15 protein-coding genes and 1 pseudogene are annotated in these 25,851 nt (G+C 43.1%); 5 read left to right on the top strand and 11 right to left on the bottom strand.

The features are described from left to right. Together ACS8FC_RS10205 and ACS8FC_RS10200 are read left to right on the top strand one after the other, a co-directional pair. Positions 1-570, top strand: a pseudogene (locus tag ACS8FC_RS10205) (DNA polymerase III subunit gamma/tau); the annotation flags it as partial. Between the two features lie 296 nt (positions 571-866). Next, positions 867-1,766: a LysR family transcriptional regulator gene (locus tag ACS8FC_RS10200; protein WP_439261306.1), complete on the top strand. Its 900-nt coding sequence runs from the start codon at positions 867-869 to the stop codon at positions 1,764-1,766. A 104-nt stretch (positions 1,767-1,870) separates the two neighbouring features. On the opposite strand, the gene ACS8FC_RS10195 is transcribed toward ACS8FC_RS10200, so the two are convergent. Then, positions 1,871-3,052 (bottom strand): aspartate aminotransferase family protein, encoded by a 1,182-nt coding sequence (locus ACS8FC_RS10195; RefSeq protein ID WP_439261307.1) that lies wholly within the window; start codon positions 3,050-3,052, stop codon positions 1,871-1,873. Between the two features lie 46 nt (positions 3,053-3,098). Then, on the bottom strand, positions 3,099-3,290 hold the full coding sequence (locus ACS8FC_RS10190; RefSeq protein ID WP_439261308.1) for a DNA gyrase inhibitor YacG: 192 nt from the start codon (positions 3,288-3,290) through the stop codon (positions 3,099-3,101). 208 nt (positions 3,291-3,498) lie between these two features. On the opposite strand from ACS8FC_RS10190, the gene ACS8FC_RS10185 reads away from it, so the two are divergent. Further along, on the top strand, positions 3,499-4,164 hold the full coding sequence (locus ACS8FC_RS10185) for a class I SAM-dependent methyltransferase (protein WP_439261309.1): 666 nt from the start codon (positions 3,499-3,501) through the stop codon (positions 4,162-4,164). 163 nt (positions 4,165-4,327) lie between these two features. Here ACS8FC_RS10185 and ACS8FC_RS10180 read toward each other — a convergent pair whose 3' ends face one another. Continuing rightward, a complete protein-coding gene (locus tag ACS8FC_RS10180) occupies positions 4,328-5,725 on the bottom strand; it encodes an ABC1 kinase family protein (protein ID WP_439296666.1) in 1,398 nt (465 codons plus the stop codon). Positions 5,726-5,946: 221 nt separating this feature from the next. Beyond that, a complete protein-coding gene (gene purD, locus ACS8FC_RS10175; RefSeq protein WP_439261624.1) occupies positions 5,947-7,302 on the bottom strand; it encodes a phosphoribosylamine--glycine ligase in 1,356 nt (451 codons plus the stop codon). A 476-nt stretch (positions 7,303-7,778) separates the two neighbouring features. Between purD and ACS8FC_RS10170 the strand changes: the two genes are divergently transcribed. Next, a complete protein-coding gene (locus tag ACS8FC_RS10170) occupies positions 7,779-12,656 on the top strand; it encodes an NAD-glutamate dehydrogenase (protein ID WP_439296665.1) in 4,878 nt (1,625 codons plus the stop codon). Positions 12,657-12,750: 94 nt separating this feature from the next. Here the strand turns inward: ACS8FC_RS10170 and ACS8FC_RS10165 are convergent, their stop codons facing one another. The 6 genes from ACS8FC_RS10165 to ACS8FC_RS10140 form a co-directional block, all read right to left on the bottom strand. Continuing rightward, positions 12,751-16,653, bottom strand: a complete 3,903-nt coding sequence (locus tag ACS8FC_RS10165) for an AAA family ATPase (protein ID WP_439296664.1) — start codon at positions 16,651-16,653, stop codon at positions 12,751-12,753. A 105-nt stretch (positions 16,654-16,758) separates the two neighbouring features. Then, positions 16,759-18,360, bottom strand: a complete 1,602-nt coding sequence (locus ACS8FC_RS10160; protein WP_439296663.1) for an exonuclease SbcCD subunit D C-terminal domain-containing protein — start codon at positions 18,358-18,360, stop codon at positions 16,759-16,761. A 147-nt stretch (positions 18,361-18,507) separates the two neighbouring features. Beyond that, positions 18,508-20,214: a uroporphyrinogen-III C-methyltransferase gene (cobA, locus tag ACS8FC_RS10155; protein WP_439261314.1), complete on the bottom strand. Its 1,707-nt coding sequence runs from the start codon at positions 20,212-20,214 to the stop codon at positions 18,508-18,510. Between the two features lie 243 nt (positions 20,215-20,457). Then, positions 20,458-21,096 carry a phosphoadenosine phosphosulfate reductase domain-containing protein gene (locus ACS8FC_RS10150; protein WP_439296662.1) on the bottom strand — a complete coding sequence of 213 codons (639 nt, stop codon included), beginning with the start codon at positions 21,094-21,096 and terminating at the stop codon, positions 20,458-20,460. 72 nt (positions 21,097-21,168) lie between these two features. Next, positions 21,169-21,771, bottom strand: coding sequence for a DUF934 domain-containing protein (locus ACS8FC_RS10145; protein WP_439296661.1), 603 nt, complete (start codon positions 21,769-21,771; stop codon positions 21,169-21,171). Then, the gene (locus tag ACS8FC_RS10140) at positions 21,764-23,455 is read right to left on the bottom strand and encodes a nitrite/sulfite reductase (protein ID WP_439261317.1); all 1,692 of its coding nucleotides are present in this window, start codon (positions 23,453-23,455) and stop codon (positions 21,764-21,766) included. The genes ACS8FC_RS10145 and ACS8FC_RS10140 overlap by 8 nt, the downstream gene beginning before the upstream one ends. A 258-nt stretch (positions 23,456-23,713) precedes the next feature. Between ACS8FC_RS10140 and sat the strand changes: the two genes are divergently transcribed. Continuing rightward, positions 23,714-24,967 carry a sulfate adenylyltransferase gene (gene sat, locus ACS8FC_RS10135; protein WP_439296660.1) on the top strand — a complete coding sequence of 418 codons (1,254 nt, stop codon included), beginning with the start codon at positions 23,714-23,716 and terminating at the stop codon, positions 24,965-24,967. Positions 24,968-25,076: 109 nt separating this feature from the next. On the opposite strand, the gene ACS8FC_RS10130 is transcribed toward sat, so the two are convergent. Then, the gene (locus tag ACS8FC_RS10130; RefSeq protein ID WP_439261319.1) at positions 25,077-25,604 is read right to left on the bottom strand and encodes a hypothetical protein; all 528 of its coding nucleotides are present in this window, start codon (positions 25,602-25,604) and stop codon (positions 25,077-25,079) included. Between the last annotated feature and the right edge of the window lie 247 nt (positions 25,605-25,851).

Here is a 25,851-nt window from a genome sequence, read left to right as displayed (position 1 = left end):
GAGCCTGAACCAATTTCTGAGCCTGAACCAATTTCTGAGCCTGAACCAATTTCTGAGCCTGAACCAATTTCTGAGCCTGAACCAATTTCTGAGCCAAATCGAAATGATTCTCAATTATATTCTCAAGACAATGACCCACGTGTTTTGCTACGTTGCCCACCGCAAGAGCTGACAGGAGAATGGACACCAGAGAAGTGGGACTATTGGCTACAAGAGGCTCGTGAGAATAGCAACCTTGCGCAAGATGAGTTAGCCCTTGCTCGTCAAGGTATGATGACTGGCGACTGCAATGGAGACGCAGTATTTGTGACTGGTGTCGATAGCAAGCATTTGCAAACTACCTTTCAAGCACTGGCTGCAAAGCTACAACAGCAGTTTCCTAAGGCAGATGTAAGTTTGCAAGTAGACAGCAGTGTGATGCAAGATGAGAATAAAACCCCTGAGCTGCGTCAGCGTCAACGCGTTTTGCAAGCCACCTCAGTTGCAGAAACCATGTTACTTGAGTCACCTGTCATGCAGTATTTGTCTGCTCGTGGCGAAGGAAAAATGGGTAAGGTCAAACTTATTTAGCCATTAATATACCTATGCCATCGTTACTTTATATGGCGGAGAATCTCATTTTATTCATTTTTTCAGTGTTAATTTTTATTAAATAGTTTGCTAGATTCTTGCAAGTAGTAAAAGTAATCATTTATAAACAGCGTCTAACTACAAATTATCATAGTCAAAAGCCAACGTATTGATATTACTTTGTTTTATATTTAAAAATAAATGGTACTACTGATATACGGTAATATGAAAAATGTACAAAATCCGATATACTGGTTAAGTTATATTAACAACCAGAAAGTTTACCAGGTGAGACTATGTTAGATAATTTACGCGGTATGGCTGTGTTCGCCAGTGTGGTCGGACATGGCTCTTTTAGTGGTTCGGCTCGTGAGCTTGGCATCACAACTAGTGCAGTCAGCCAACAGATACGATCACTAGAAAATGAGCTAGGTGTAGTGTTATTACATCGCTCTACACGCAAGTTAAGCCTGACTGAAGCAGGTGAGAGTTTTTATGAAGCGGCCAAAGATGTCGTTAGTGCTGCAGAGCAGGGCAGAATTAAAGTTAATCAGTTGCGTGATGAGTTAGCAGGTAGTTTGCGTATTGCTACTACACCTGAGCTTGGCGTTAATCATATTTTGCCAGCATTATCTACATGGATGGCGGCGCATGACGACTTAAGTATCACTTATCTTGCGGACAATCATTATATTGATATGATTGATGAGCGCATTGATATTGCCATACGTATGAGCCCCACAATCAATGATTCTACGTTAAGTAGTCATCCGTTGACAGATGTACGTCAAGTACTGATTGCATCGCCGCAATATTTACGTCAGCGTAAAAAACTTGAAAGCCCAAAAGATCTAGCGATGCATCAGCTAATTTGTATTGACATCATGAAAGACTCTAATCAAGTTGAGCTTACCCAGACCGAAACTGGCAAAAAGACGCGTATAAAGATGGACTCTCGTATTCATACCAACAATGTCTTTATGGCTACTACTTTGGCCAAAGAGGGGCATGGTTTGGTTAGAATGTTGGAGATGGATGCTAAAAAAGAGTTAGAAAGTGGTGAATTGGTGGAAGTATTGACAGGTTATCAGTTACCAAGCTTTGTATTATATGCAGTCACCCTAAATCGTGAGCAGCAGCCTGCAAAGATTACTCGCTGCTTAGAAGTTTTAAAAAAATACTTCCATGCTTGTTAATGGTCAATAAGCGTAAAGTTATAGAGATACGAAAAGAGCCCTAAATAAATCTTATTTAGGGCTCTTTGGTCTTTAGTATATATCAAGTATATGACAAAACCAGTTTAAAGTAAGGGCCTCAATAAGTTAACTAATCGCTCAATAACTTGCTGGCTTTCATGACGGCTGATGTTTAGTGGCGGTAATAGGCGTACGACATGACCGCCTGTGACATTGATGATTAGTTTGTGCTCATCGCGTGCTAGATCCACCAGCTGACTACAGTCCATGGTATTGGGTAAGACAATACCTATCATCATTCCAGCACCGCGACTACTAACGTCGTATTGTTGCAGCTCGTCCGTTATGCTTTTACGAATAAACTGACCTTCGGTTAACGCGTTTTCCATTATGCCGCTATTTGCCAATACATCGTACACACTATGTACTACGCGACTTGCAAGCGGTGTGCCGCCATAAGTAGAACCATGACTGCCTGCGCCGAATAAGCCGTTAGCACGTCCGCGTACCATACAGGCGCCTACAGGAAAACCATTACCAAGGCCTTTAGCAGTAGTCAATACATCAGGACGAGCGTTGCTATGTTGATAAGCAAAATATTTGCCCGTACGTCCGTTGCCAGTCTGTACTTCATCAATCATAAAGAGCCAGTTGTTTGTCTCACATTGTGCTTGTAGCTCTTCTAAATAGCTAAATCCATTAGCTGCAGTATTGAGACCGCCTTCGCCTTGAATAGGTTCGATGAATATTGCACAAATATCATCATAATCTTTGGCCGCTTGTTTGATAGCTGCGATGTCACCGAAGGGCACACGGATAAAATCATCATCTAAGGTATAAAAACCTTCACGCGCTTTAGGATTGGCAGTCGCTGATAACGATAGTAAAGTACGACCATGAAATGATTGCTCCATCACAATAACTTTTGGACGTTTAAAGCCTTGCTGGTGAGCATAAAGTCGCGCCATCTTTAGAGCAGCTTCATTGGCCTCAGCACCACTATTGGCAAAAAACACGCTATCCATTTGTGCTGCAGTACAAAGTGCTTCTCCTGCACGTTCTTGCCAATCGATGCCAAACAAATTGCTGGTATGAACCAAAGTGGCAGCCTGCTGCTGAATAGCTTCGGTAACCTTCGGATGACAATGCCCTAAGCCGCACACTGCAATGCCTGTAAGTGCATCTAAATATGGAGTTTCATCTTTGGTATATAACCAGCTTCCCGAACCATGGGTGAAGCTGATAGGCTGACGATTATAGGTAGGCATCAGATAAGTAGCTGACATGCAAAACATCCTTAAGATGATAAGTTAGTAAAATAAAAGGTATGGGCTATAGCTCGTCAGAGAAAGGGGTGGTTTCTGCAGGTAGAGTATAGTCCTCATTAGCCCATGCGCCCAAGTCAATCAGCTTACAGCGACTGCTACAAAATGGCTTGTATTTATTGTCCTGCCATGTGGTCTGAGTACCACAACGCGGGCAAGGATAGGTCTTAGGGGAAGTGTCGGGAGTCGTTTTAGTCATAATAAGGGTAATAGTAGTCTCAAATTTATTGGTAGCATTCAGTATTATTAAGAAACAGTAATACGCAATCCTATCTATCCTTTGTTATGCTGCGATTGATAGAACCTAACGCGTTACTCACTGTTGTCATATTACTATTAAAGTGAATTGCCTATATAATAGCATGGGGCTCGATGATGACAAAAGACAAATGCTTTAAGGACAGTAGATGACTAAAAATATTGAGTTTACGCATCAGCAAAAGCGTGCATTTCAACCACAAAAACTCTCAGCACCGCGTGATTTTACCGTTCCAAGCGTTATAAAAAATAGTAACAGTAATATGCCTTTGGTGTTGGAGATTGGAGCAGGGAAGGGCAAGCATGCACTTAGTTTTGCAGCCGAGCATCCTGATAAACATCTGATTGCTATTGAACGTACACGTAATAAATTTGAAGCTTTCACCAAACTATTTGAGCAACAACTGCCAGATAACCTAACACCCATCCACGCTGATGCTATTGCATGGACTGTACACGCGCTGCCTCCCGATTGTTTGACAAGTATTTATCTGCTTTATCCAAACCCAGAACAGCATAACCTTAATCAGCAGTGGCTAAATATGCCTTTCTTCGAATTTTTATTATCTCGTTTGCAAATAGGCGGCACTGTGATTCTGGCAACCAATATAGACACCTATATGGACAATGCAGTTGAGCAGGCGACGACTGTTTGGGTATTGCCTAACAATCGCCATAAAATAGCTATTGAAAGTCAGCGTACTCACTTTGAAGTCAAGTATTTAGCTCGAGGGGAGACGTGTTGGGAGCTAGTCATGACAAAGCCTCAAGGTTATAAAACAAGGTTTGATGATTGGTGTGCAAACAACGTATAGTAATGACAAAAGTAAATAGCCTAAGTAATGGAAAATTATGTAAAACTGAATGGCATTATTGAGATATAACTATATAAAATAGCCTAAGCAAATAAAACGGTAAAACAATAAAAAACCGCTACAAAGAGCGGTTTTCAAAATTTAAGGAGGGTCGATAATAATTTTATAAAAAAGGTTTTACCAATTTTTCTGAATTAGTATGCGCATTAACAACCGTCAAAAAAGTGTAAGCACCAATAAATTTACGGCTAATAAACATAAACTCTTTTGGAGGTAAATTAAATTCGAACGACTGAATCGCTTGTGTAGCACGCTCTGATATACGTGAATGCAATTTACTATTGGCCCAAATATAACGTTTTTGTTCATCTAAACAGTCTGCAGGAATATCAAGGTTAGCATCAGGATGACTAAAAGGTTCTGTCGCAAGCAAAAATAATGAGGCGATATCGGAACGAACTTTATCACTCATCGTATTAAAAAAGTCATAACCTGTCATACCTTCTACCATTAATTGATGATCATGATGGTAGCCTGCACGTAATAAGTTACGCGCAATGGTCAATAGCGTATTATCAAACTGCCTAATAGCGCCAAAATCTAATAAGATAAGTTTATCTAACTCTTCAAAGTTATCACTGATACGTACCAAGTAATTACCAAAGTTTGGATCAGTTTGCATCTCACCCCAAACGAAAATCTCCTGCATCATAACTTCTATGGCTGCTTGACCAATAGCATTGCGTCGTTCATGCGATATCAATTGCAGCGCTTCTGAGGTGACAGAGACACCAGGCTCATAAGTCATACACAGTAAACGCTTGCTTGAGTAATTACGATTAATCTTCGGTACGATATAGCGAGGATCGTCAACCAGACGACTATAAAAGCGCTCTGTCGTTGCAGCTTCAGTATTGTAATCAACTTCATTATGGAGTAGGTCGCGTATCTCTTCAAACCAAGTGTCAAGTGCACGTGTTTGTGGTACCACGTTACTTACCTTTAGTAAGCGTTTAAACAGTGCAAGATCAGAGTCGATCGCTTCTGCTACACCTGGATACTGTATTTTTAGTACGACTTGCTCGCCAGTTTCTAGTACCGTTGCACGGTGAACTTGGGCAAGGGAGGCGGTACCAATAGGAACCGAATCCACTTCGAGCTCATTTAGCTTGTCACCTAATATATGCTGAAGGGTTTGTTCTATTTTTGGCCAAGCGAGAGTAGCCGTGTCATCATTAAGCGTTTGCAACGCTTTGGTGATTTCTGGCGGTAATATATGCTCACCATACAACGCCAACATTTGACCAATCTTAACCACTGAGCCTTTTAGTTTACCTAGCTCTTCTGCGACATAGTTTGCTTGCGCCTCCATAAAAACTTGATTGCGCTTCGAGCGTGCCTGCTTATCCAAAAATATACCAGACATACTATTACCTGCCCAACGACGACCAATGTTCAAAGAGGTTTTGGCAATCGATAATCGACGTTCAAACCCAGAGGTTTTTAGGGTGTCAATTGATTGCCTATTGTTATTAGAAGGTCTAGACGTATCATGTGCCATAAATATAACCATTCATCAGATTGTACTGATTTGCGGGTTTAAGACTAACAATACAAGGAACATGCAAGGTTAGTATACAAAGTCGTACTGACCTTTAGGTCATAATACGAATGAAAATACTAAAACACCCCAGCTCATGTTTAAACTGGGGTTTGAGTCATATAACTTATTAATAAAACAAAATATTGGGACAAAATATACTGTCTCAAATACGACTGGGTCTAAGACTGCTCGCGTGTAATAGCATGATGACCTATGTCACGGCGATAATGCGCACCATCGAAACTGATAGCACCTGTGACGGCAAGTGCTGCTTGTTGCGCGTCTAAAATACTATCTGCTAAAGCAGTCACGCACAATACACGGCCACCATTTGTAATCACTTCTTTAGCATTATTATCATAGCTTGCATCTTGTGAACCAAGGTCAGTGCCATCTTGAGAAAATGCAGTACCTGCATGAAAAACTTTGACTGAGTCATCGTTATCAACGCCAAGTTCGGGCAAGCCAGCAATCACATCACCTTTCGATGAAGTTTCAGGATAGCCTTTAGAGGCGATAACAATACCAAGGGCAGGGCGCGTATCCCATTTAGCTGCATTCGGCAATTGACCTGCCAGTCCTTGAGCAATTAAGTCTACCATAGATGACTGAAGACGCATCAAAATAGGCTGCGTTTCTGGATCGCCAAAACGGCAATTGAATTCGATGACATAAGGGTCGCCTGACTTATCGATCATCAGACCTGCATACAAAAAGCCTGTATAAGGATGACCTGCAGCTTTCATGGCATCAACCACTGGCTGAATCACTTGCGCCATCACTTTATCATGCACGTCTTGAGTGACTACTGGTGCTGGAGAATACGCGCCCATACCGCCTGTGTTGGGACCAGTATCGCCTTCATACGCACGCTTATGATCTTGGCTGGTCGCCATTGGTAAAATGTTATCACCATCAATCATACAGATAAAGCTTGCTTCCTCGCCTTGTAAAAACTGCTCAATCACCACACGACTACCAGCATCGCCAAACTTATTGTCCGCTAGCATATCGTCAATTGCATCATAAGCCTGTTCAATAGTCTCAGCTACAATAACGCCTTTGCCAGCAGCGAGACCATCTGCTTTGATAACGATCGGTGCGCCTTGCTCATCGATATAAGCTTTAGCAGCCGTCGCATCGGTGAAGCCTTGATAGGCGGCAGTAGGAATATTGTTCTGAGCCATAAATTCTTTAGCAAAGGTCTTTGAACCTTCTAACTGAGCGCAATAGGCAGTCGGCCCCCATGCTTTGATACCAGCATCACGGCAAGCGTCGATAATACCGGTAACTAACGGAGCTTCAGGACCAACAATGACCATATCAATGGCATTATTTTGACAAAATTCGATGACAGCGCTATGTTCACTAGCGTCACTACTGGTAGATTTTAAGACAACATTTTGGCATTTGGGTTCCAAAGCGGAGCCAGCATTACCAGGTGCGACATAGATACGCTGCACGTTATCATTTTTGGCACATTGCCAAGCCAATGCGTGTTCGCGACCACCTGAGCCGATCACCAAAATATTCATCATACATCTTACCCTTAATTAAGCGTTAATAGTGAAACAGTAAAACACTGTTAAACATACTGCTGTATTCTAACAAAAAAGTCTCACCTATTGCCATTCGTATCTATTGGCTAACCTTACTTCAGACAACCTTATCAATATATATCTACCCACCGACATTGCCTAAAGAATTTGTTTGGTCAAAATATTGTCTACTATCATTTAGTAAAAGCATAGAATATCTACATAAAAGAATATTTAAAAGATATTACTATCAAATTAGCGATATAATGAACAAATATCTTATGAATAAAGGTTATCAAGACGGTACGTATTCATGAAATAATTTTTTACACTTTAGCTATACTGATAGGTGGGTTACAATCCATCAGACTAGCGAAGTATACGGGTCAAAGACGTTTGAATAGTAGAATATCAAACAAAAACGTAAACGACATTTAATTAAAAAAATCAAACTTATAAAAAGGACGAACGCTATGCCCAACTCTCTTGGTATCACAAAAGAGCGCATTGGCCAGATAAGTGATATTGCAACCAGTTATGTGCAAAAAGACAAATCACTACTTGATCATTTTATCAATAGCTATTACCGACCGCTGCACCATGAAACTGCAGACGTCATAAATGATGCTGATTTGGCAGGTATGGCATTACATCACTTTACGCTACTAAAAGCCTATGAAGGTAGTAAGCCGCAGTTAGCGGTCTTTAACCCTATCGCTGAAGAACAGCATTTTCATAGCTCACATACTATTATTCAAATGGTGGCATACGATCGGCCATTTTTGGTAGATACAATGCTTATGAGCCTTGAAGCACAAGGTATCGATGTTCACCGCACTTATAATACAATCATCAGCGTGACGCGAGATGAAAACGGCGATTTGACCCAAGTTGATAATGCTGATGAAAGTGCGACGTCTAATATGTCGCTCATCCATTGCGAGATTGCATATCAAAATGATGATGAGTTAGAGGCGCTACATCAGATACTTTTAGATAAAGTTGATACGCTTGATACCGTGGTTGGCGACTGGAAGGAGATGCGTGCACGTTTAACTGATATTCAAACTGAGCTGTCACAAAAGCCACTACCGGAAGTTTATTATTCTCAGCAAGAAATTCAAGCCTTTTTAGATTGGATTTTAGACGACCACTTTATATTTTTAGGCTATCGTGAGTATCGTCTCGAAGGTGGCAATTATATCGCTGTTGATGACAAGTCAGACAATAAACAAGGCGGTGCTAATCAAAATGCCGATCTAGATTTGTTTGCCATTGGTAATAGTGGTCTTGGTCTACTACGCGGTGCTGAAGAAGATAAGCTTTCAGAAAGCTTTGATAGACTGCCTAAAGAACTCAAACAGCTTTTGACCGAGCCACGAGTGTTAATGCTGTCCAAATCAAGCCGCGTGTCTCCTGTTCATCGCCCAGTATATATGGATTTCTTAGGTATTCATAAGTTCGATGATAATGGGAAACTGGTTGGTGAATACCGTTTTATTGGTCTTTTAACATCTCAAGCCTATCAGCTTAGCGTACAACAAATCCCGCTGTTACGTGAAAAAGCCAACAAAATTATGGCAATGGCTGACTTACCGCGTGCAGGACATGCTTATTATAAAATGATGCATGTCATTAATACTTTACCGCGTGATGATCTATTTCAAGCCAGCGTTGAAGAGTTATATCCTATCGTTTCTGGTATTACCCAATTACAGGACAAAAAGAGCCTACGCTTATTTAGCCGTATTGACCATTATCAGCGCTTTGTGTCGTGCCTCGTTTATATCCCTCGTGATAAATTCAACACTGAATTGCGCATTGAAGTACAAAAAGTGCTAAAAGAAGCTTATGGTGGCACATCATCTGGCTTTACGACCGAATTCAATGAATCTGAACACGCACGCGTACATGTACACGTGCGCACGGTACCAGGTCAAGTTAACGATGTCGATAACGCTGCACTTGAGGCTGAACTATCAGCACTTATGAAATCATGGACTGATCATTATCAGCAAATGCTGCTTGATAATGTTGGGGAACAACAAGCCAATTCCTTAACGCGTCGTTTCCTAGACTACATTCCTGCAGCTTACGAAGAGCGTTTTGATGCGCGTACGGCGGTTGAAGATACTAAGCGTTTGGCAAGCTTGAGCGATGAGCAGCCGATGATTTGGCACTTATACCAGTCAACAGGAGATGCAGGAAATCAGTTACATTTAAAACTGTACGGTCGCAATCAACCAGTAATTTTATCCAAAGTACTACCGATTCTAGAAAACTTTGGTGTATCAGTTATCTCAGCACAGACGTATGAGTTTGACCTGCCAGATCAGCCGATTTGGATGCAAGAATATGAGCTGATATTAGAAAACGTTAATACTGTCAATATGCAAGTCGTGCGTGGTCAGTTTGAAGATAGTCTAAAGCAAATTTGGGCTGGACGTGTTGAGAGTGACTCCTTTAACGAGCTGGTATTAATTACTAAACTAGATACTTATGATGTGGTCGTACTGCGTGCGTTATCGCGCTATATGATACAAGCAAAAGCACCTTTTTCTAGTGCTTATATCCAGCAAACTGTGGTGAAAAATAGCGCTATCAGTGTGACTTTAGGCAGTTTGTTCGATGCGCGCATGAACCCTAAACATAGTGAAGAAGAACGCCGCGAAAAGACCGCTCAGATTGAACAACAAATCATCGCTGCATTGGCAGATGTAGATAGTTTGGATGAAGATCGAATCTTGCGCTGGTACTTGGACTTAATCAATGCCATGGTACGTACAAACTTTTATCAAACCGATAGCAATGATCAGCGTAAAGACCGCTTGTCGTTTAAGTTCTTAGCAGCCAATATTCCTAACTTGCCTAAGCCTAAATTGATGTTTGAAATATTTGTTTATTCACCACGCGTTGAAGCAGTACATATGCGTGGCGGCAAGGCGGCTCGTGGTGGTTTGCGCTGGTCAGATCGGATGGAAGATTTCCGCACCGAAGTACTCGGACTAGTCAAAGCGCAGATGGTTAAGAATGCGGTGATTGTGCCAGTAGGCTCAAAGGGTGGCTTTATTGTCAAAACCAAAACCATGGCTGATGGCCGTGAAGCGTTTCAAGCAGAAGGCATTGCCTGCTACCAAGCGTTTTTACGCGGTATGCTTGATGTCACTGACAATATCGTTGATGGACAAATTGTTCCGCCAGCTGATACTGTGCGTTATGACGAAGATGATCCGTACTTGGTAGTGGCTGCCGATAAAGGGACAGCGACGTTCTCTGATATTGCCAACGCTTTGTCTGCTGAATATAACTTCTGGCTGGACGATGCCTTTGCTTCAGGTGGCTCAGTTGGCTATGATCATAAAGCGATGGGTATTACGGCTCGCGGTGGTTGGGAGTCCGTCAAGCGTCATTTCCGTATGCGTGGTATGGATATCCAAAATCGTGATGACTTTACTGTGGTTGGTATTGGTGACATGAGTGGTGATGTCTTTGGTAACGGTATGCTGCAATCTACCCATACCAAGCTAGTCGCTGCTTTTAACCATCTGCATATCTTTGTTGATCCTAATCCTGATACCGCTGCTTCTTACGCAGAGCGCGAGCGTTTGTTTAAAATGCCACGCTCGACGTGGGATGATTATGAAAAATCGCTCATCAGTCAAGGCGGCGGTGTGTTCTCTCGTCAAGATAAGAGCATCACCATCAGTGCTGAGATGAAAGCGCTGTTCGATATCAGTGAAGATAGTCTTGCGCCTAATGATTTTATCAGTGCATTACTAAAATCGCCTGTTGATCTCATCTGGAACGGTGGTATCGGCACTTACGTGAAAAGCGAAAACGAGAGCCATGCCGATGTCGGTGATCGTGCTAATGACGCGGTACGTATCAATGGTGGTGAGCTGCGTACGGCGGTCGTGGGTGAGGGTGGTAACTTAGGCTTTACTCAGCAAGGCCGTATCGAATATGCACAAACAGGTGGCCGTATTTATACCGATGCTATCGACAACTCAGGCGGTGTTAACTGCTCAGATCACGAAGTTAATATCAAAATCTTACTTGGCAAAGTCGTTGAGCAAGGTGATATGACCTTAAAACAGCGTAATGAATTGCTTGAGTCTATGACCGATACCGTAGCAGAGCTGGTATTGCGCCAAAACTATCTACAACCCCAAGCGATTGAGCTCAGCCACATTCGTGCGGCGGCCAATTTAAGTGATCATCAACGCTTTATCCAGATGTTGGAGAGTGAAGGGCGTCTGGATCGCGCGATCGAGTATTTGCCATCGGATGAAGATATTGCCAAACGTCAAAAAGCAACCACTGGCCTAACCAACCCAGAGTTAGCAGTCGTCATGGCTTATGGCAAGATGTGGGTATATGACAATCTGCTACTGTCTGATTTGCCAGATGATCCGTATTTCGTCAATGAGTTACGTAAGTACTTCCCTGATGAGCTGGCTACGCGGTTCTTTGATGAGATGACTGAGCACCGCTTGCATCGTGAGATTATTAGTACTTATTTGACCAATAGTGTGGTTAACCGCTTAGGTATTGAGGCACTGTTCCGTCTCTATGAAGAAACCGATCAATCATTGGCAACCATCGTACGGGGTTACGCTATTAGCCGTGATGTCTTCAATGTCTCAATAGCATGGAAAAAGCTTGAAGCGTTAGATAACCAAATTGACGCAACACTGCTGCTAAAACTTGAGCTGCGTCTGCGTGATGCGCTTGAGCAAGGTGTTGTCTGGTTTATCAATGCCTTTGGACAAGACTTGCAAGTCGCTGATATGATTAATCGCTTTAGAAGCAGTGTTGAAAAATTAACCAAATCTGGCGGTTTCATTGAACAGCAATTTGCAGAATATTTGCAAGAGGATGCCACCAGCTTGATGCAAGAAGATCTGTCCGAGAGTGATGCGACGATGTTTGCGATGCTACCTTATCATGTCGATGCGCTAGATGCGGCATTATTGGCTGAGCAATATGAGCGACCTGTCGATGAAATTGCAACGCTGTACTTTGAGGCGTACCATGTCTTACAGTTAGATTGGATGATGGATAATATCGCCACTTTACCGCAGCATGATTATTGGGATCGCCGTGCGCGCCATGCCCTAGTCAATGAGCTATCACGTAGCTTGCGCTTATTGATGGATGCGCTGTTATCTAAACCAGATGCCAAGCAAGCATTTAGCGAGTGGCGTTCTCGTCATCTCGATCAGCTAGCAGCAGTAACGACAGAGATGCATAAGCTTGATGATATTTATGGTGAAGATGAAGACAGTCAGGTTGGTTTATCAACACTGTCAGTACTAATGAGTGAACTAAGTGGTATTGTTACCAAGTAATTAGTATTTGTGATACCTATGAAAGCCCACTGTTAATTTATTTAGCAGTGGGCTTTTATTGGCTGATACAAGCCATTATTATTTTTTGATGATTTTATATGACTATCTTTTGACAGCCTTGACCACTGATTTGACTAAAGCCGCCAGAGAGTTTTTCGACTTTTATTTGGGTTAAGATACGATCTTTTAACGCCTGTACGTGAGAGATGATGCCGATCAATTTACCTTCTTGCTGTAAGCTGGTTAAGGTGTCGAGTGCAATATCTAAGGAGTCTTCATCAAGCGTACCAAAGCCTTCATCCAAAAATAAAGAGTCAACGCGAATGTTATGACTGGCCATCTGTGAAAGACCAAGCGCCAATGCTAGACTGATAATAAAGCCTTCACCGCCAGAAAGATTTTTGGTACTGCGAATATCACCGCCTTGATAGTTGTCGATGACATTAAGCTCAAGCGGACTGCTATCATCATGAATGAGTAAATAACGATCACTCATCTTTTGCAATTGCGTATTGGCATGACTAATCATGACCTCAAACGTTAAGCCTTGGGCGAAGGTGCGATATTTTTTGCCATCAGCTGAGCCAATTAGCGTGTGTAGCTGCTGCCAGATTTGTAGTTTCTGTTTTTGCGCATCAATCGCAACGAGCTGTTCCGCTTGTTGGCCTTTTTGATTATCGTTATCTTTGAGCTTTTGGTCAATTGCACCGATTTTTTGACTTAACTCATCGATATCCGTTTGTATTTGCTGATGCTGGCTTGCAAGCGTTTCTTGGCTTTCCTCGGTCATAGCAGTAGCAAGTTTTAGCGTTAACGCTTGCTGGGTACTATCTAATTGTAGTTTCGCTTGCTGTAGCGCATTATCAAGTGCTAATTTACGTGTATGTAATGCTTCTCGCGCTTCTTTCGGCAAGCGAGCGCTAACGAATGCCGCTTCATCCACGAACTGTGACTCTGTAAGTAACTCTGCAAAGGCGCTTTGCTGCGTATTTAAGGTGGTAGTCGCAGACCGCAGCTCTGTGGTCAGCTGATGCTTGCTACGCTCCAACTGCTCTAAATCGTGCTCTACCTTATCTAACTGTCTTTGTGCAGACGCTTGCTTAGATTTCGCTTCATCGACAATATTGCGTAACCGATCTTCTTCAGTATCTGTATTTTTATCTGCAAAAATCTCTTTTCTATCTTGCTGTAATTGTTCAATAACTCTAATTTTATTAGTAATTGAATTGTGCAGTTCTTTGAGCGCTATTTCATCATGACTAAGCTGCGTTTGCTTGGTTTCAATCTGCGCAGTCAAACTGCTTAAGGTATTGGTCAGCTGATGCTGGCTATTTTTTTGCTCATTAAAATGTTGTTTTAACTGGTTTAAAGCGCTGCGCTGTTGACGCAGTTTTTCAATATGACGGTCATAGTCTGCGCGATCTATTACCGTTTGCTTATCAAAACTATCATCTAGTTGCTTAAGTGCTTCAGATACGTCTGCCGCATTGAGCGCCGTCGTTAAATAATCTTTATATTTATCTGCAGGATACTTGTGCGTTAGCGATGAAACAGTAGTCATAACCGGCGTTAGCTCCGAGAAGTTAGCAGCAAGCTTATCTTCTATTCCAACAATCTTTTGCGAGTTAAGCTTGATGTTAGTTGTCAGGTTGTTAATGTCATGACTGACCGCTTGTTGCTTTTTTTCATCAGCTTCAATAGCCGTACTGAGTTTTGTCGCACTTTCAGTTAAGTGCTCATATTTGTCCATTATAGTTTTAAGAGACTGTTTATGTTCAGTCAGGTGGTGTTTGGCGGTGTCTAATAAGGATAAGATAAGCTCTATGTTCGCAGTAGTCGCATCAATGTTATCGTTTATCTGCGTAAGAGGGTCGATAATTGCTGCGATTGCTTCAGAGTAATCGTTCTTAGTCTCAAATAGCAAATGTAGGTCAGACTGGATATCCTCATGTAAGGTTTTAGATCGCTGCTGTAGGGGCGCTAATTGTTGCTCTTGGTTATTCAGTGTCTCTTTTTTTGTGGCATGGTCGATACGATGTTTCGATAAAGCCTGCTCAAGATTATCAATAATGGTCTCTAGTTCCGCTATTTGTAGCCGAGCTTGTTGTGTTTTAGACGGCTGATTGTGATTAGCATTGTCATTGTCTAGTAGTGGATGATGTGCGCCATAAGGGTGTTCATGCGCACCGCAGAGTGGGCAGGGCGTCCCATCTTCTAGTTCTGCTATATAATCTTCAAGCTTGGCGACCTTTTGCAACAAATCTAGATGCTCTTGTCTTTCTTGTTTTTTGAGCTTAGTAACTTCAATATCTGACTTATGATCAGCAATGAGTGTTTCTAAGGAAGTTAATTCCTTATTTAGTGTGGGTAGCGAGAGCTTCGTCTTTTCGATTTGACGAGTAAGTTCAGACAGCTGCTGTAGCTTAAAGCTGGCTTGTACAATCTGAGCGCTTATCTGATCGACTTGCTCTTGCTCACGGCGCATACTAGCAAGCGATTGTTTTTCGATAAGTGCCGCTTGCTGCTGTTGTAAGCTTGTAAGTTGCTCGCGTTGCTTGGTTATCGCTATCTGATTTGCGTCTTGCTGTTTAGATAAATTATCAAAACGAGCTTGTAGCTGGCTTGATTGAGTGTCCTGCGCAAACTTATCCGCCGCTAAGCTGACGTTATCTTCTAACAATGCTTTTAACCGGCTACAGTTGCTATCAAAGGTCGCCACGTCTGTGTCGAGAGCGTTTAGTTCTTGGAAATCGCTAAAATACTTTTCTATACTGCTAAGCTGAGTCTTAGTGTCTTGTTCTATTTGGCTGTGGCTGGCTATTTCGTGGCGTAATCGCTGCGTATTATTGACTAAGTCGTCTTTACGTTGATTATCGTCTACCAAAGAATGGGATTGCTGTTTTATCTCAGCATCCAACTCACGTGTCTTTGTAATAATAGGCAGAGTGGTTTGCAGATTATCTGTTGCTTGCTTTTCAATGGTAGTGATATCGTTTAAATGAGTCGTAGCTTGTGTAAGCACTGCCTGCTGAGATGGGATCTTACTGAGTAACTGATGTTGTTCACTGCTAAGTCGATTGACCAACTCTCGGCTATAGCTTAGCTCTCGAAAGTGGCTATCAATTTCCAAGGCTTTATTAGCAATATCTAGGCGCTCGGCTTCTGGAATAAAATCTGTCTGTGCCTGCTGTGCCACTACAAACTCGGTCTGATAGGTTGATAAACTTTGCTGTAGCTGCTGAACGCTGTCCAGCCATTGTAGCTGCTCGCTTAGGGTTTTGAAGGTTTGGCGCTGCTTGCTTTGCTGCTCATTCAGAGTCTCTAACTCTGCTGCCAGTCGCTTTTCATCCTCAGGGCTTAACAAGGATAAGCTATCCACGCCTGCTTGTAGCTTGCCAAGCGCTTCTTTTTCAGTACGATGTTTCTCATGGACGTTTAGCGATATTTTGGCATAAATGGCAGTGCCGGTTATTTTCTCTAAAATGGCCGCTCTATCGCCAATATCAGACTTTAAAAACGCGGCAAAACTGCCCTGTGCTAGCATAATTGAGCGGGTAAATTGATTAAAATCCATGCCGATGAGGTCTTGAATATAGGCGGAAGTTTTGGATTTTTTCTCTTCTAAAATTTTGCCAGTTTTGACCTCACTAATCTCATGTCTAATCGGTAATAAGTTACCTTTGGCTTTTTTGTGAGCGCGATGTTGGTACCAATAGCATTGATAACGTTTGGCATCAATCTCGATAATAACTTCTGCTGAGCATTCACCCGTACCTTGGGTCATGATTTCGTTCGTCGAGCCGGTAATATCGCCCAATCTTGGCGTTTGACTATAAAGCGCTAAGCAAATTGCATCCAAGATGGTGGTCTTGCCAGCGCCCGTCTGCCCAGTAATGGCAAAAATGCCTTCATTCAGAAAAGCGGGGTCACTAAAGTCGATGTGCCATTCACCTTTTAGGGAGTTGAGGTTTTTTAGTCGCAGTTCAATCAGTCGCATGGGCAGGTCTTATTTTTGTATAAAGCAATTATAAAGAGAGTAGTGGTAAGAAGTGAAGAAGCTATCAGCTGGCATCTAAAATGTGCTGCTATTATTTAGCCTCAGTTATTCAGCCTGAGTATCTTCATGCTGCAGGTTATAAACGATTTGATCATACGCGTTACGTAAGGACGATTTTTGTTCATCAGGGATATTGTGAGTGGTCAGGCAACGCTCAAATACCTCTGCTTCATTTAAGTCTTGGAGAGTCTCAGAGGTTTGTTGTTGGTTCAGCACTTTATTATAGGTACGCGTGTTTTTAATCTTTAACACTTTACACGGCAAGCCTTCTATCATTGCCTGAATATGCTCACGCAGCTCGCTGATAACCTCATCGCCCGTATAAATAACTTCTAACCAAATAGAGTCTGTTGCATCAAGAGATTGAATGTTTTTATCAATATGCTGACTAATCGATTCCAAATCACCTGATATTTGTGCCAGTTTCTGAAATTTTGGAATAGGTAGGGAAACTACTTGCATCTGATTAGAATCATTACGGTACAGGGTTTTATTGGTAGTAGCGGTATCAATAGACAGTGATTGATTGTGTTCGTCTTGATTAGCAAAAGCGTTTTCTATGGCAGCAGTTTTTACCATCTCATCTTTATTATCACTAACCGATGGCTCGTCAAATCCAAACAAATCGTCCATAAAGTCAGTCGCCTGACTGGCTAATTTTTTAGCGGCTTTTTCTACCGATTTTTCAATCTTAGTCACTGTATCGGTAAGCTGAGGCATACTGCTTGTAGCAGTAGTATTTGATGCCGATTTTTGCTCGCTAAAATCATTTTTCACATCGCCAAACTGTACCAGCAATACTTGTTTTTGTTGCTTGGCTTCACCAAAACCCATGGCAATCGGTGAGCCTGAATAGCGAATGGTCTCACGGCCGCCGACCCGCTGCGGGACGTGCAGGTGCCCAAGGGCGACATAATCAAAGCCATCGTCAAACATATCAGCAGACACCTTACCAAGCGAACCGACATAAAGATCGCGCACGCCGTCGTCTTCGGTAGTCTTGCCGCCAGCTGCAAACAGATGGCCTGTGGCAATGATCGGGATATAACGCTGGTTTGCTTCGGCTAATTCTGTTTGCTTTGCTTTGGCAATACTGGCGACGTTATCATAATGGGCGCGAATGCCGTTGATGACATTGGCGTCTTTGCTACCCATCGACTCACCAGCGCTACTGCTACGGACATCACGATCACGCAGATAAGGCACAGCGGCGATGATGCAGTGCGGCGCGCCGTCTGTGTCATCTAATACCAAGACCTCATCGTTTAAGTCCTCGCAAGCGGTGCCGATGACATGGACGTTTAAGAATTTTAATACATTGCTTGGAGCGTCTAAAAAAGTAGGGGAATCATGATTGCCCGCGACAATGATGATATGTTGGCAGCATGATTTTGAGACCCTACCTAAAAATTCATAATATAGCGCTTGCGCCCGGTTACTCGGCGTCATAGTGTCAAAAATATCACCTGCGACAATTAATACATCGACTTTTTGCGCGCTAATGGTGCCGTATAACCAGTCAAGAAAGGCCTCAAACTCGTCATAACGCATACGGCCGTACAGCCTGCGCCCCAAATGCCAATCTGAGGTGTGTAAGATGTTTAAAGGTTTAGTAGGCATGAACTTGGTATCGGCAGGTGTAGACATAGTTGAGCTTAAGAATGTTTATTAGAAAGCTGTCATTCTAGCAAGAATTGTTGCGGTTTGCTCTTCTGCTCTGTTGCAAGCGCATAAAAAAAGTCCTGCCAATATATTATCGGTAGGACTTAGCTTTTTAGAAATTAATAATAAAACCTAACCAATCACCAACTGCTCCAAATCTTCTTCTTGCTGTGCAGCCAAATTAGCCACCATAGATAGCGCATGGGCTTGCTGGTCTATAGGTTTTTTTGAATCTTTGTCCGTAGTAGCTGATCCTTCACGTAGCCAGTTACTAGCTGTATGTTCACTATTTTGATTGTTTTGCTGATTGTGTAGCTTATACCAAGCCAAATCATGATGTAAGCTGACGACGTCACCCATGATAAGTAAGGCAGGGGTTGGTAGTTGTGCTTGTTCTTGCTGAGCAACAATAGTCTCAAGCGTACCAGTTAATACTTGCTGATTGGGCATACTGGCGTTGGAGACGATAGCTATCGAGGTGTCGCTACTGCGCCCAGCGTCAATTAAACCTTCAGTCAAACGCGCCAGCGAATGCAAACCCATATAAAACACAACGGTCTCATCAGTATTTAAAAAGCTTTTAAAATTGCTATTGGGTGCGCCAGCCTTCAAAAATCCAGTGACGAAACGTACTGATTGTGAGTGGTCACGGTGAGTCAGCGGAATACCAGCATAACTGGCGGCAGCGTTAGCAGCGGTAATACCGGGTACGACTTGATAAGGTACACCATGCGCACGTAAGCTTTCAATTTCTTCGCCGCCACGTCCAAAGATAAAGGGATCGCCACCTTTTAGACGAACGACGCGTCGACCTTCTTTTGCACTATTGACCAACAGCTCATTGATACCAAGCTGAGCTACCGCATGGTTGCTACGCTTTTTACCGACAAATACTTTATCGGCATCGCGGCGGCATAGATCCAATACTTGCGGTGATACTAGCGCATCATAATAGACAATATCCGCTTGTTGCATGAGACGCAGCGCCTTAAAAGTCAAAAGCTCTGGATCACCAGGGCCAGCACCAACGATATAGACTTCACCAACAATAGTAGCATTTTGAGTAGCGGTTAATTCGTCTGTTGCTACAGGCGCAGTTGCCGATAGTGATTCTGTACTGTAGCTCTCAGCATGCTGGCTAGTCGTTGTAGCAGGACTATGGGTATTAGGATCAATAGTATGATTAACACTGTTTTTAAGCGCTGCTACTGTGCTGTCTAAATCTGCTTGTAATTGCGCAGTAGCCTCACGCTCATTACCGGCAAACATCAACTGACTAACTTGACCTTCAAAGGCACGCTCCCAAAACTGACGACGGCCTGTCAGGGTTGGGATTTTACTTTTTACCTCGCTACGAAACTCGCCGGCAAGCTTGGCTAATTTGCCATAACCTTGCGGAATTAAGGTTTCAAGCCGTGCGCGAAGTAAACGCGCGAGCACCGGCGCTTTGCCATTTGAGGATATACCGATGACGATAGGATTACGATCGACGATAGCGGGGAAAATAAAGTCGCATAAATGCGGGGTATCAACCACGTTGACCGGAATATTAAGCTCGGTTGCATCCGCGTGTACTTGATGATTGAGCGCTTCAACATCAGTGCCGGCGATGATAACGCGTGCACCCGTCATGTACCTTTTATGATAGTTATCAAAAATAAGAGTGTGCTTATCATCGTGAAGTAAGGCTTGTAGCTCTTTGCAAATACCTGGCGCGACGATAGTGATAGCAGCGCCGGCACGACTGAGTAAGTCGGCTTTGCGCAGCGCGACATCACCACCACCAACGATCAGTACTTTGCGGTCTTCTAATTTAAAAAACAATGGAAAGGTGTTCATAGCATCACCAATTATTCAGTCAATGTAAGATATGCCACCATTATGAAGTATCACAGGCACACGCTCACGTAGTGAATTGGCATTAGCATATTCGTTTTTGTCATGTTAGTTGTGATTTTTGATGGAATGTGGAATAGAGGGGAGAATAATGTTAAGAACGCTTGCGACAAAAAAGCTCTCTTACAAGTGTAAAAGAGCCTTTTAAACAGAGATTTTTAAACGATGAGTTACGGTAACGCTTGATTACAACTGCGTATGCAGACCACACTCACGATGCTCTTCTACCTTGGTCGGATCAAAGTAATCAAACTCATTTGGCAAACTATGCTCAAGCAGATAATCGTCTAAATCGCTATCGGTTTTTTCAAATAACGGCGCTACTTTTAGCACGCCATCTTTTGATAAGCTAAGAACATCAAGACCTTGACGGAATTCGGTTTGATCCTTGCGAATAGCATTGAACCAAACGTCTGGCTTTAGCTCATCAAGTGCGCGGCGGAATGGCTCAAGCTTTACTTGATCTGTAAAATTATCATGCTGCGGGTCGTCAATCCCTGGGATGCCGTTCATGGTGACATTGCGATGGGCAGCGGTTTGTTTAGGAATATAAGTGATGACATTTAAATCAAGATCACGAATTAGTTTATTAGCAAACTGATAGGTCGCGTCCGTGTTGTAGCCTGAGTCCACCCACAATACAGTAATATCGGGACGCTGTTTTGCGACCAAATGCAATATGGCAGACTCATACGGACGGAAATTAGTAGTGATAATTGGGTTTTTAGCTTGTGTCAGTGCCCACGCCACGATTTCTTCGGGTGATTTGCCTTGCAGATCTTGGTTAGCTTGGTTGATGTCTAAATTTGGGTGTAACTGGCTCATAATACGTTCCTTAAATGGGATTGATTAAACAAAGGGTTTAGAAAAAATTTAATAAATGATGATTAACAAAAACTAAGCGCCCGCAAACATCGGTAAGTCGACGGCGTTGCGACCGTCATAACTGCTAGCAAGGGCAGTAAACGCTTGGTCAATACTAAATTTAGAGTCTGGTTGCATGTCATGCTCACTGAGCACAAAGCTGTCAACACCTACGCGTAATAGATACGCAATTTGATCACGGCCGAACGCGCCCGCGACACGAATCTCACCTTGATAGCCCATTTGACGTAGCGTTTGAGCGAAGCTAAAGTTGCGTCCATCAGCGAATTTAGGAACATGAATGACGATGAGCGCCTTCTTTATTAGCAGCTCACTTAGCTCTTTCAATGCATTCGCATCCGTGTCAGCGGTCACCCATAATCCAATACGGCTGCTATGCTGGACTATCAGCTCATACACCTCTTTGACCAAACCACTTGCCAGCGCCCCTGAACCGTCCAATAAATCAGCGAGTGGTACTAGGACGTCAGGTTTTTCTTGCTTATGTAGCAGTTCAAGTAGAGTTAGGTCTATCGAGGCGATACCATCTGGTAACGTATCCGTGGTTAACGCATGCCAGCTATCTTTATGGCTGATATCGACGCCGTGACTATCCAAAATGTGGTGATTAGCCATAGACCTTCTCCTTAAATGGATCAATACCGACACGCTCAACCAATTCGCCAAAGCTTTCAACGTCATTCTCGGTGGTGGCACGCAGATCGACATAGACATCAACAATCTGTTGAATGGTATCAGCAACCGCTTCGGTAGGTACGGAGCGGCCGAGTATTTTGCCAAGCTTGGCATCGTTACTTGAGTTGCCGCCAAGGCTAATTTGATACCAGTTTTCACCTTTTTTATCGACACCCAAGATACCGATATCGCCAGTATGGTGGTGTGCACAGGCATTGATACAGCCCGACATATTGAGGCGGATATCGCCAAGATCGTATAGATAATCTAAATCGCTAAACTGCTTCTCGATTTGCTCAGCAATATTATGCGTAGTGGCATTGGCAAGTGAGCAATAATCCCAACCAGGGCAGACAATCATGTCAGTTAAAGTGTTGATATTGGCACGTGCTAAATGCAAATCTGAGAGCTGCTGCCACAATTCATAGAGGTTGTTGGTTTGCACATCAGCGAATACTAAATTCTGCTGATAAGTGCCGCGCAGTTCGCCAAAGCTATACTTGTCAGAAAGATCAGCAAGCGCATCCATTTGCGATTCGCTGACATCACCTGAGGGCACATACTTGCCATCGACCAAGCCTGCTTTGAGAGAAATAACGACTGCGCGGTAACCAGCGACCTTATGTGCGACGGTGTTTTGGTTATACCAATTGGCAAAGTCTTTATCAGCGCTTAATTGCTGCTGCAAATCAGACTGTGCTTGTAGCGCATCAAAGGTCACATAATCGGGCTCACTAAAAAAGCTGGTAGCCGTCTCAAAGTTTGCATCCGTCAACGTCAGCGGCCCGTCTTTGGTATGCGCTTCCCATTCGGCATCGACCAATTTAGCAAACGCAGGTCCGCCCAGTGTGTCGACCAAAATCTTGATCCGTGATTTGTACTTGCTACCTTTATCACGGCGACCATGCAGATTATAGACACGCAATATGGCGTCTAAATAGCTAAGTAGATGCTGACGTGGCAAAAATTTATTGATAACTTTGCCGAGCACAGGAATACGTCCAAGACCGCCGCCAACTAGGACTTCAAAGCCAAGCTCGCCATCCTCATTTTTCTTTAAGTGCAGACCAACATCGTGTACTTGCGTCGCTGCGCGGTCCTCATCGGTACCGATAACAGCAATCTTAAATTTACGCGGTAAAAAAGCAAACTCAGGATGAAAGGTCGACCACTGGCGAATGATTTCGCAGTAAGGACGCGGATCGGCAATCTCATTTTGATGAATACCGGCATAAGGATCGGTGGTGGTATTACGAATACAGTTACCAGAGGTTTGAATTGAGTGCATCTGTACCGAGGCTAGCTCCGCCAAAATATCTGGCACATCTTCTAGCTTTGGCCAATTCAGCTGAATATTGGTACGGGTAGTGAAGTGTCCGTAGCCTTTGTCATATTTACGGGTAATCTCAGCCAATTTACGCAACTGATAGCTGGCAAGTAACCCGTAAGGAATGGCAATACGCAACATCGGCGCATAACGTTGGATGTAGAGGCCGTTCTGCAAACGCAGTGGCAAAAATTGCTCTTCTGGCAGCTCGCCTGCCAAAAACCGCTCGGTTTGGTCGCGAAATTGGGCGACTCGTTCCTCTACCAAGGTCTGGTCAGCGTAATTATATTGATACATGACATAATCTCAATTTTGTTTTTAGTCTTAAAATCAGCAACGAAAATGATTTGCGTGTGTGATAAATCTTATGGCTAATCGCGGTGCAAACAATGTAATTTCACTATCATATAAGTTTAAGCCTTTAAACATAAATTCCTTTAAGTCATATCCATATCCAAACACAGCATAAATTTTCATAAAGAAAGTTAGGTAGCCTATGTTTATCAAATTTATTACGACTTATTTCATACCTACCTATAAAGGCTCTAAATCAATATGACATCTACAGCCCATAATCAACAATCATCAAAGCTTGTACCACCACACGGTAGCAGCGATCTTAAGCCGTTACTATTAACAGGTGATGCTCGCAAGCAAGCGTTGCAACTTGCCAGCACCTTACCGACGATTACTCTGAGCTCACGTGAGCGTGGCGATTTGATTATGCTCGGTATTGGCGGTTTCACCCCATTGAATGGTTTTATGAACCAAGCGGATTGGCAAGGTGTGGTCGATGATATGCGTCTGAAAAGTGGTGACAATGCTGGCTTGTTTTGGCCGATTCCTATTACGTTGTCAGCACCGAAAGCGACCGCCGATAGTCTAAACCAAGGTGATAAAGTTGCATTGGTCGCCCAAGATAATGAGATTATGGGCATACTGACGGTAGAAGAGACTTATACCATCGATAAAGAACATGAGTGTCAGCAAGTCTTTACCACCACTGATAGCGAACATCCGGGCGTACAGCAAGTACTAAACCAAGGTGAAGTAAATATCGCGGGTAGTGTCGAAGTCCTAAGCGAAGGCGAGTTCCCAACCCTATATCCAGAGATTTATAAAACTCCTGCTGAGACACGGGAAATACTGGACGCCAAAGGCTGGAAAACAGTTGCCGCCTTCCAAACGCGTAATCCAATGCACCGCTCGCACGAATACCTTGCCAAAATTGCTATTGAGATTTGTGATGGGGTCTTGATTCATTCATTGCTAGGGGCACTAAAGCCAGGTGATATCCCAGCCGACGTGCGCCAAGAAGCTATCAAAACTTTGATTGATAATTACTTTAGAAAAGATACTGTCATTCAGGCAGGTTATCCGCTTGATATGCGTTATGCTGGGCCACGTGAGGCGCTATTGCATGCCGTATTCCGTCAAAACTACGGTTGTAGCCATCTGATCGTTGGTCGTGACCATGCTGGTGTCGGTGATTATTATGGCGCATTTGATGCGCAGACTATCTTTGAATATGTCGGTAAAGACGATCTCATTACTCAGCCGCTCAAGATTGGCTGGACGTTTTGGTGTAATGCTTGTAATGCCATGGCCTCTGATAAGACGTGTCCGCATGAAGCATCTGAGCATGTGAAAGTATCAGGCACCAAGCTACGTAAAGCGCTATCAGAGGATCTCGATGTCCCAGAGAACTTTAGTCGTCCAGAAGTACTAGAGATTTTACGCAATTATTATGCAGGTATCGCTATCGATGACCGTGCTGAGGTCAAATTGACTGGGGCATCCGCGGTATAGATCGCAATTTATTTTTGATAAAAAGCCACTCATAAAAAAGGTGCCAGATTTATATTTTGGCACCTTTTTTTATTCGTCATTAAAGGTTAGCAGTTCAAACATAAAGCGTTTAGGTTAGTTCTAAATCACTTGAAAGCTTCTGATAGTCGCCAACTAGCGTACCGCCACCAGAACAGAATTGATTCAGTACATACTTATCTTGACTATCAATAGTTAGCTTGCCATCTTTGAATTGGAAAAAGGCTGTACTGTCATCAACAGTAGTCTGAAAAATAACACCATGCGCTTCATCTTGACCCATCAAGGTAGCTTTTCCATCAAAATGGCAGGTCGGTTTTTTTATATCGCTACGAGCGCGTACTTGGATATTAATCTGGTCGCCGTCATCTACGTCATCTGCTCTTACCACGACACCCACCCAGTCGTCACCTTGCGCCCGTTTGTCATAACCTAAAGAAGCATAATCACCAACGACCATTTTTATAGCAGGCGTCTGGATAGAGGCAGTACTATTAGCCGTACTATCAACGACTAAATCATTATTGTAGCTACAGCCCGTTACGGTAGTGAGGGCAGTGGCAGCAAAAAATAGTGCTGCAACAGAAAATAATGAGCGATGGCTTTGGTATTTAATCATAAAAGAGCCTCCTTTGACGCTAATGAATGGTAGGTAGAATAATGGCAAGCCATGACTATCCGCTAAATGATTAGAGTATGCCACAGTCTAGGACAGAACTCTCTTATCGCCTTATAGGATAAACGTTACGTAAACTTGCCCGCTATAGAATAATGGATAGGTACTTATGCCAAGTTCATCACTCGATAAGCCTAATTGTCATTAAGCGCTCAACAAACAAGCTGCTAGCATAGCTTCGATCCTCACA

Source organism: Psychrobacter sp. 1Y4 (assembly GCF_051847555.1).
The sequence above is the reverse complement of the archived record's forward strand: the minus strand, read 5'-3'. Positions and strand labels throughout refer to the sequence as shown.

What these genes read in the sequence shown, in the direction of transcription:
- ACS8FC_RS10200 (WP_439261306.1), top strand. Translation starts at nt 867, where the DNA reads ATGTTAGATAATTTACGCGGTATGGCTGTGTTCGCCAGTGTGGTCGGA.
- ACS8FC_RS10195 (WP_439261307.1), bottom strand. Translation starts at nt 3,052, where the DNA reads ATGTCAGCTACTTATCTGATGCCTACCTATAATCGTCAGCCTATCAGC.
- ACS8FC_RS10190 (WP_439261308.1), bottom strand. Translation starts at nt 3,290, where the DNA reads ATGACTAAAACGACTCCCGACACTTCCCCTAAGACCTATCCTTGCCCG.
- ACS8FC_RS10185 (WP_439261309.1), top strand. Translation starts at nt 3,499, where the DNA reads ATGACTAAAAATATTGAGTTTACGCATCAGCAAAAGCGTGCATTTCAA.
- ACS8FC_RS10180 (WP_439296666.1), bottom strand. Translation starts at nt 5,725, where the DNA reads ATGGCACATGATACGTCTAGACCTTCTAATAACAATAGGCAATCAATT.
- purD (WP_439261624.1), bottom strand. Translation starts at nt 7,302, where the DNA reads ATGAATATTTTGGTGATCGGCTCAGGTGGTCGCGAACACGCATTGGCT.
- ACS8FC_RS10170 (WP_439296665.1), top strand. Translation starts at nt 7,779, where the DNA reads ATGCCCAACTCTCTTGGTATCACAAAAGAGCGCATTGGCCAGATAAGT.
- ACS8FC_RS10165 (WP_439296664.1), bottom strand. Translation starts at nt 16,653, where the DNA reads ATGCGACTGATTGAACTGCGACTAAAAAACCTCAACTCCCTAAAAGGT.
- ACS8FC_RS10160 (WP_439296663.1), bottom strand. Translation starts at nt 18,360, where the DNA reads ATGTCTACACCTGCCGATACCAAGTTCATGCCTACTAAACCTTTAAAC.
- cobA (WP_439261314.1), bottom strand. Translation starts at nt 20,214, where the DNA reads ATGAACACCTTTCCATTGTTTTTTAAATTAGAAGACCGCAAAGTACTG.
- ACS8FC_RS10150 (WP_439296662.1), bottom strand. Translation starts at nt 21,096, where the DNA reads ATGAGCCAGTTACACCCAAATTTAGACATCAACCAAGCTAACCAAGAT.
- ACS8FC_RS10145 (WP_439296661.1), bottom strand. Translation starts at nt 21,771, where the DNA reads ATGGCTAATCACCACATTTTGGATAGTCACGGCGTCGATATCAGCCAT.
- ACS8FC_RS10140 (WP_439261317.1), bottom strand. Translation starts at nt 23,455, where the DNA reads ATGTATCAATATAATTACGCTGACCAGACCTTGGTAGAGGAACGAGTC.
- sat (WP_439296660.1), top strand. Translation starts at nt 23,714, where the DNA reads ATGACATCTACAGCCCATAATCAACAATCATCAAAGCTTGTACCACCA.
- ACS8FC_RS10130 (WP_439261319.1), bottom strand. Translation starts at nt 25,604, where the DNA reads ATGATTAAATACCAAAGCCATCGCTCATTATTTTCTGTTGCAGCACTA.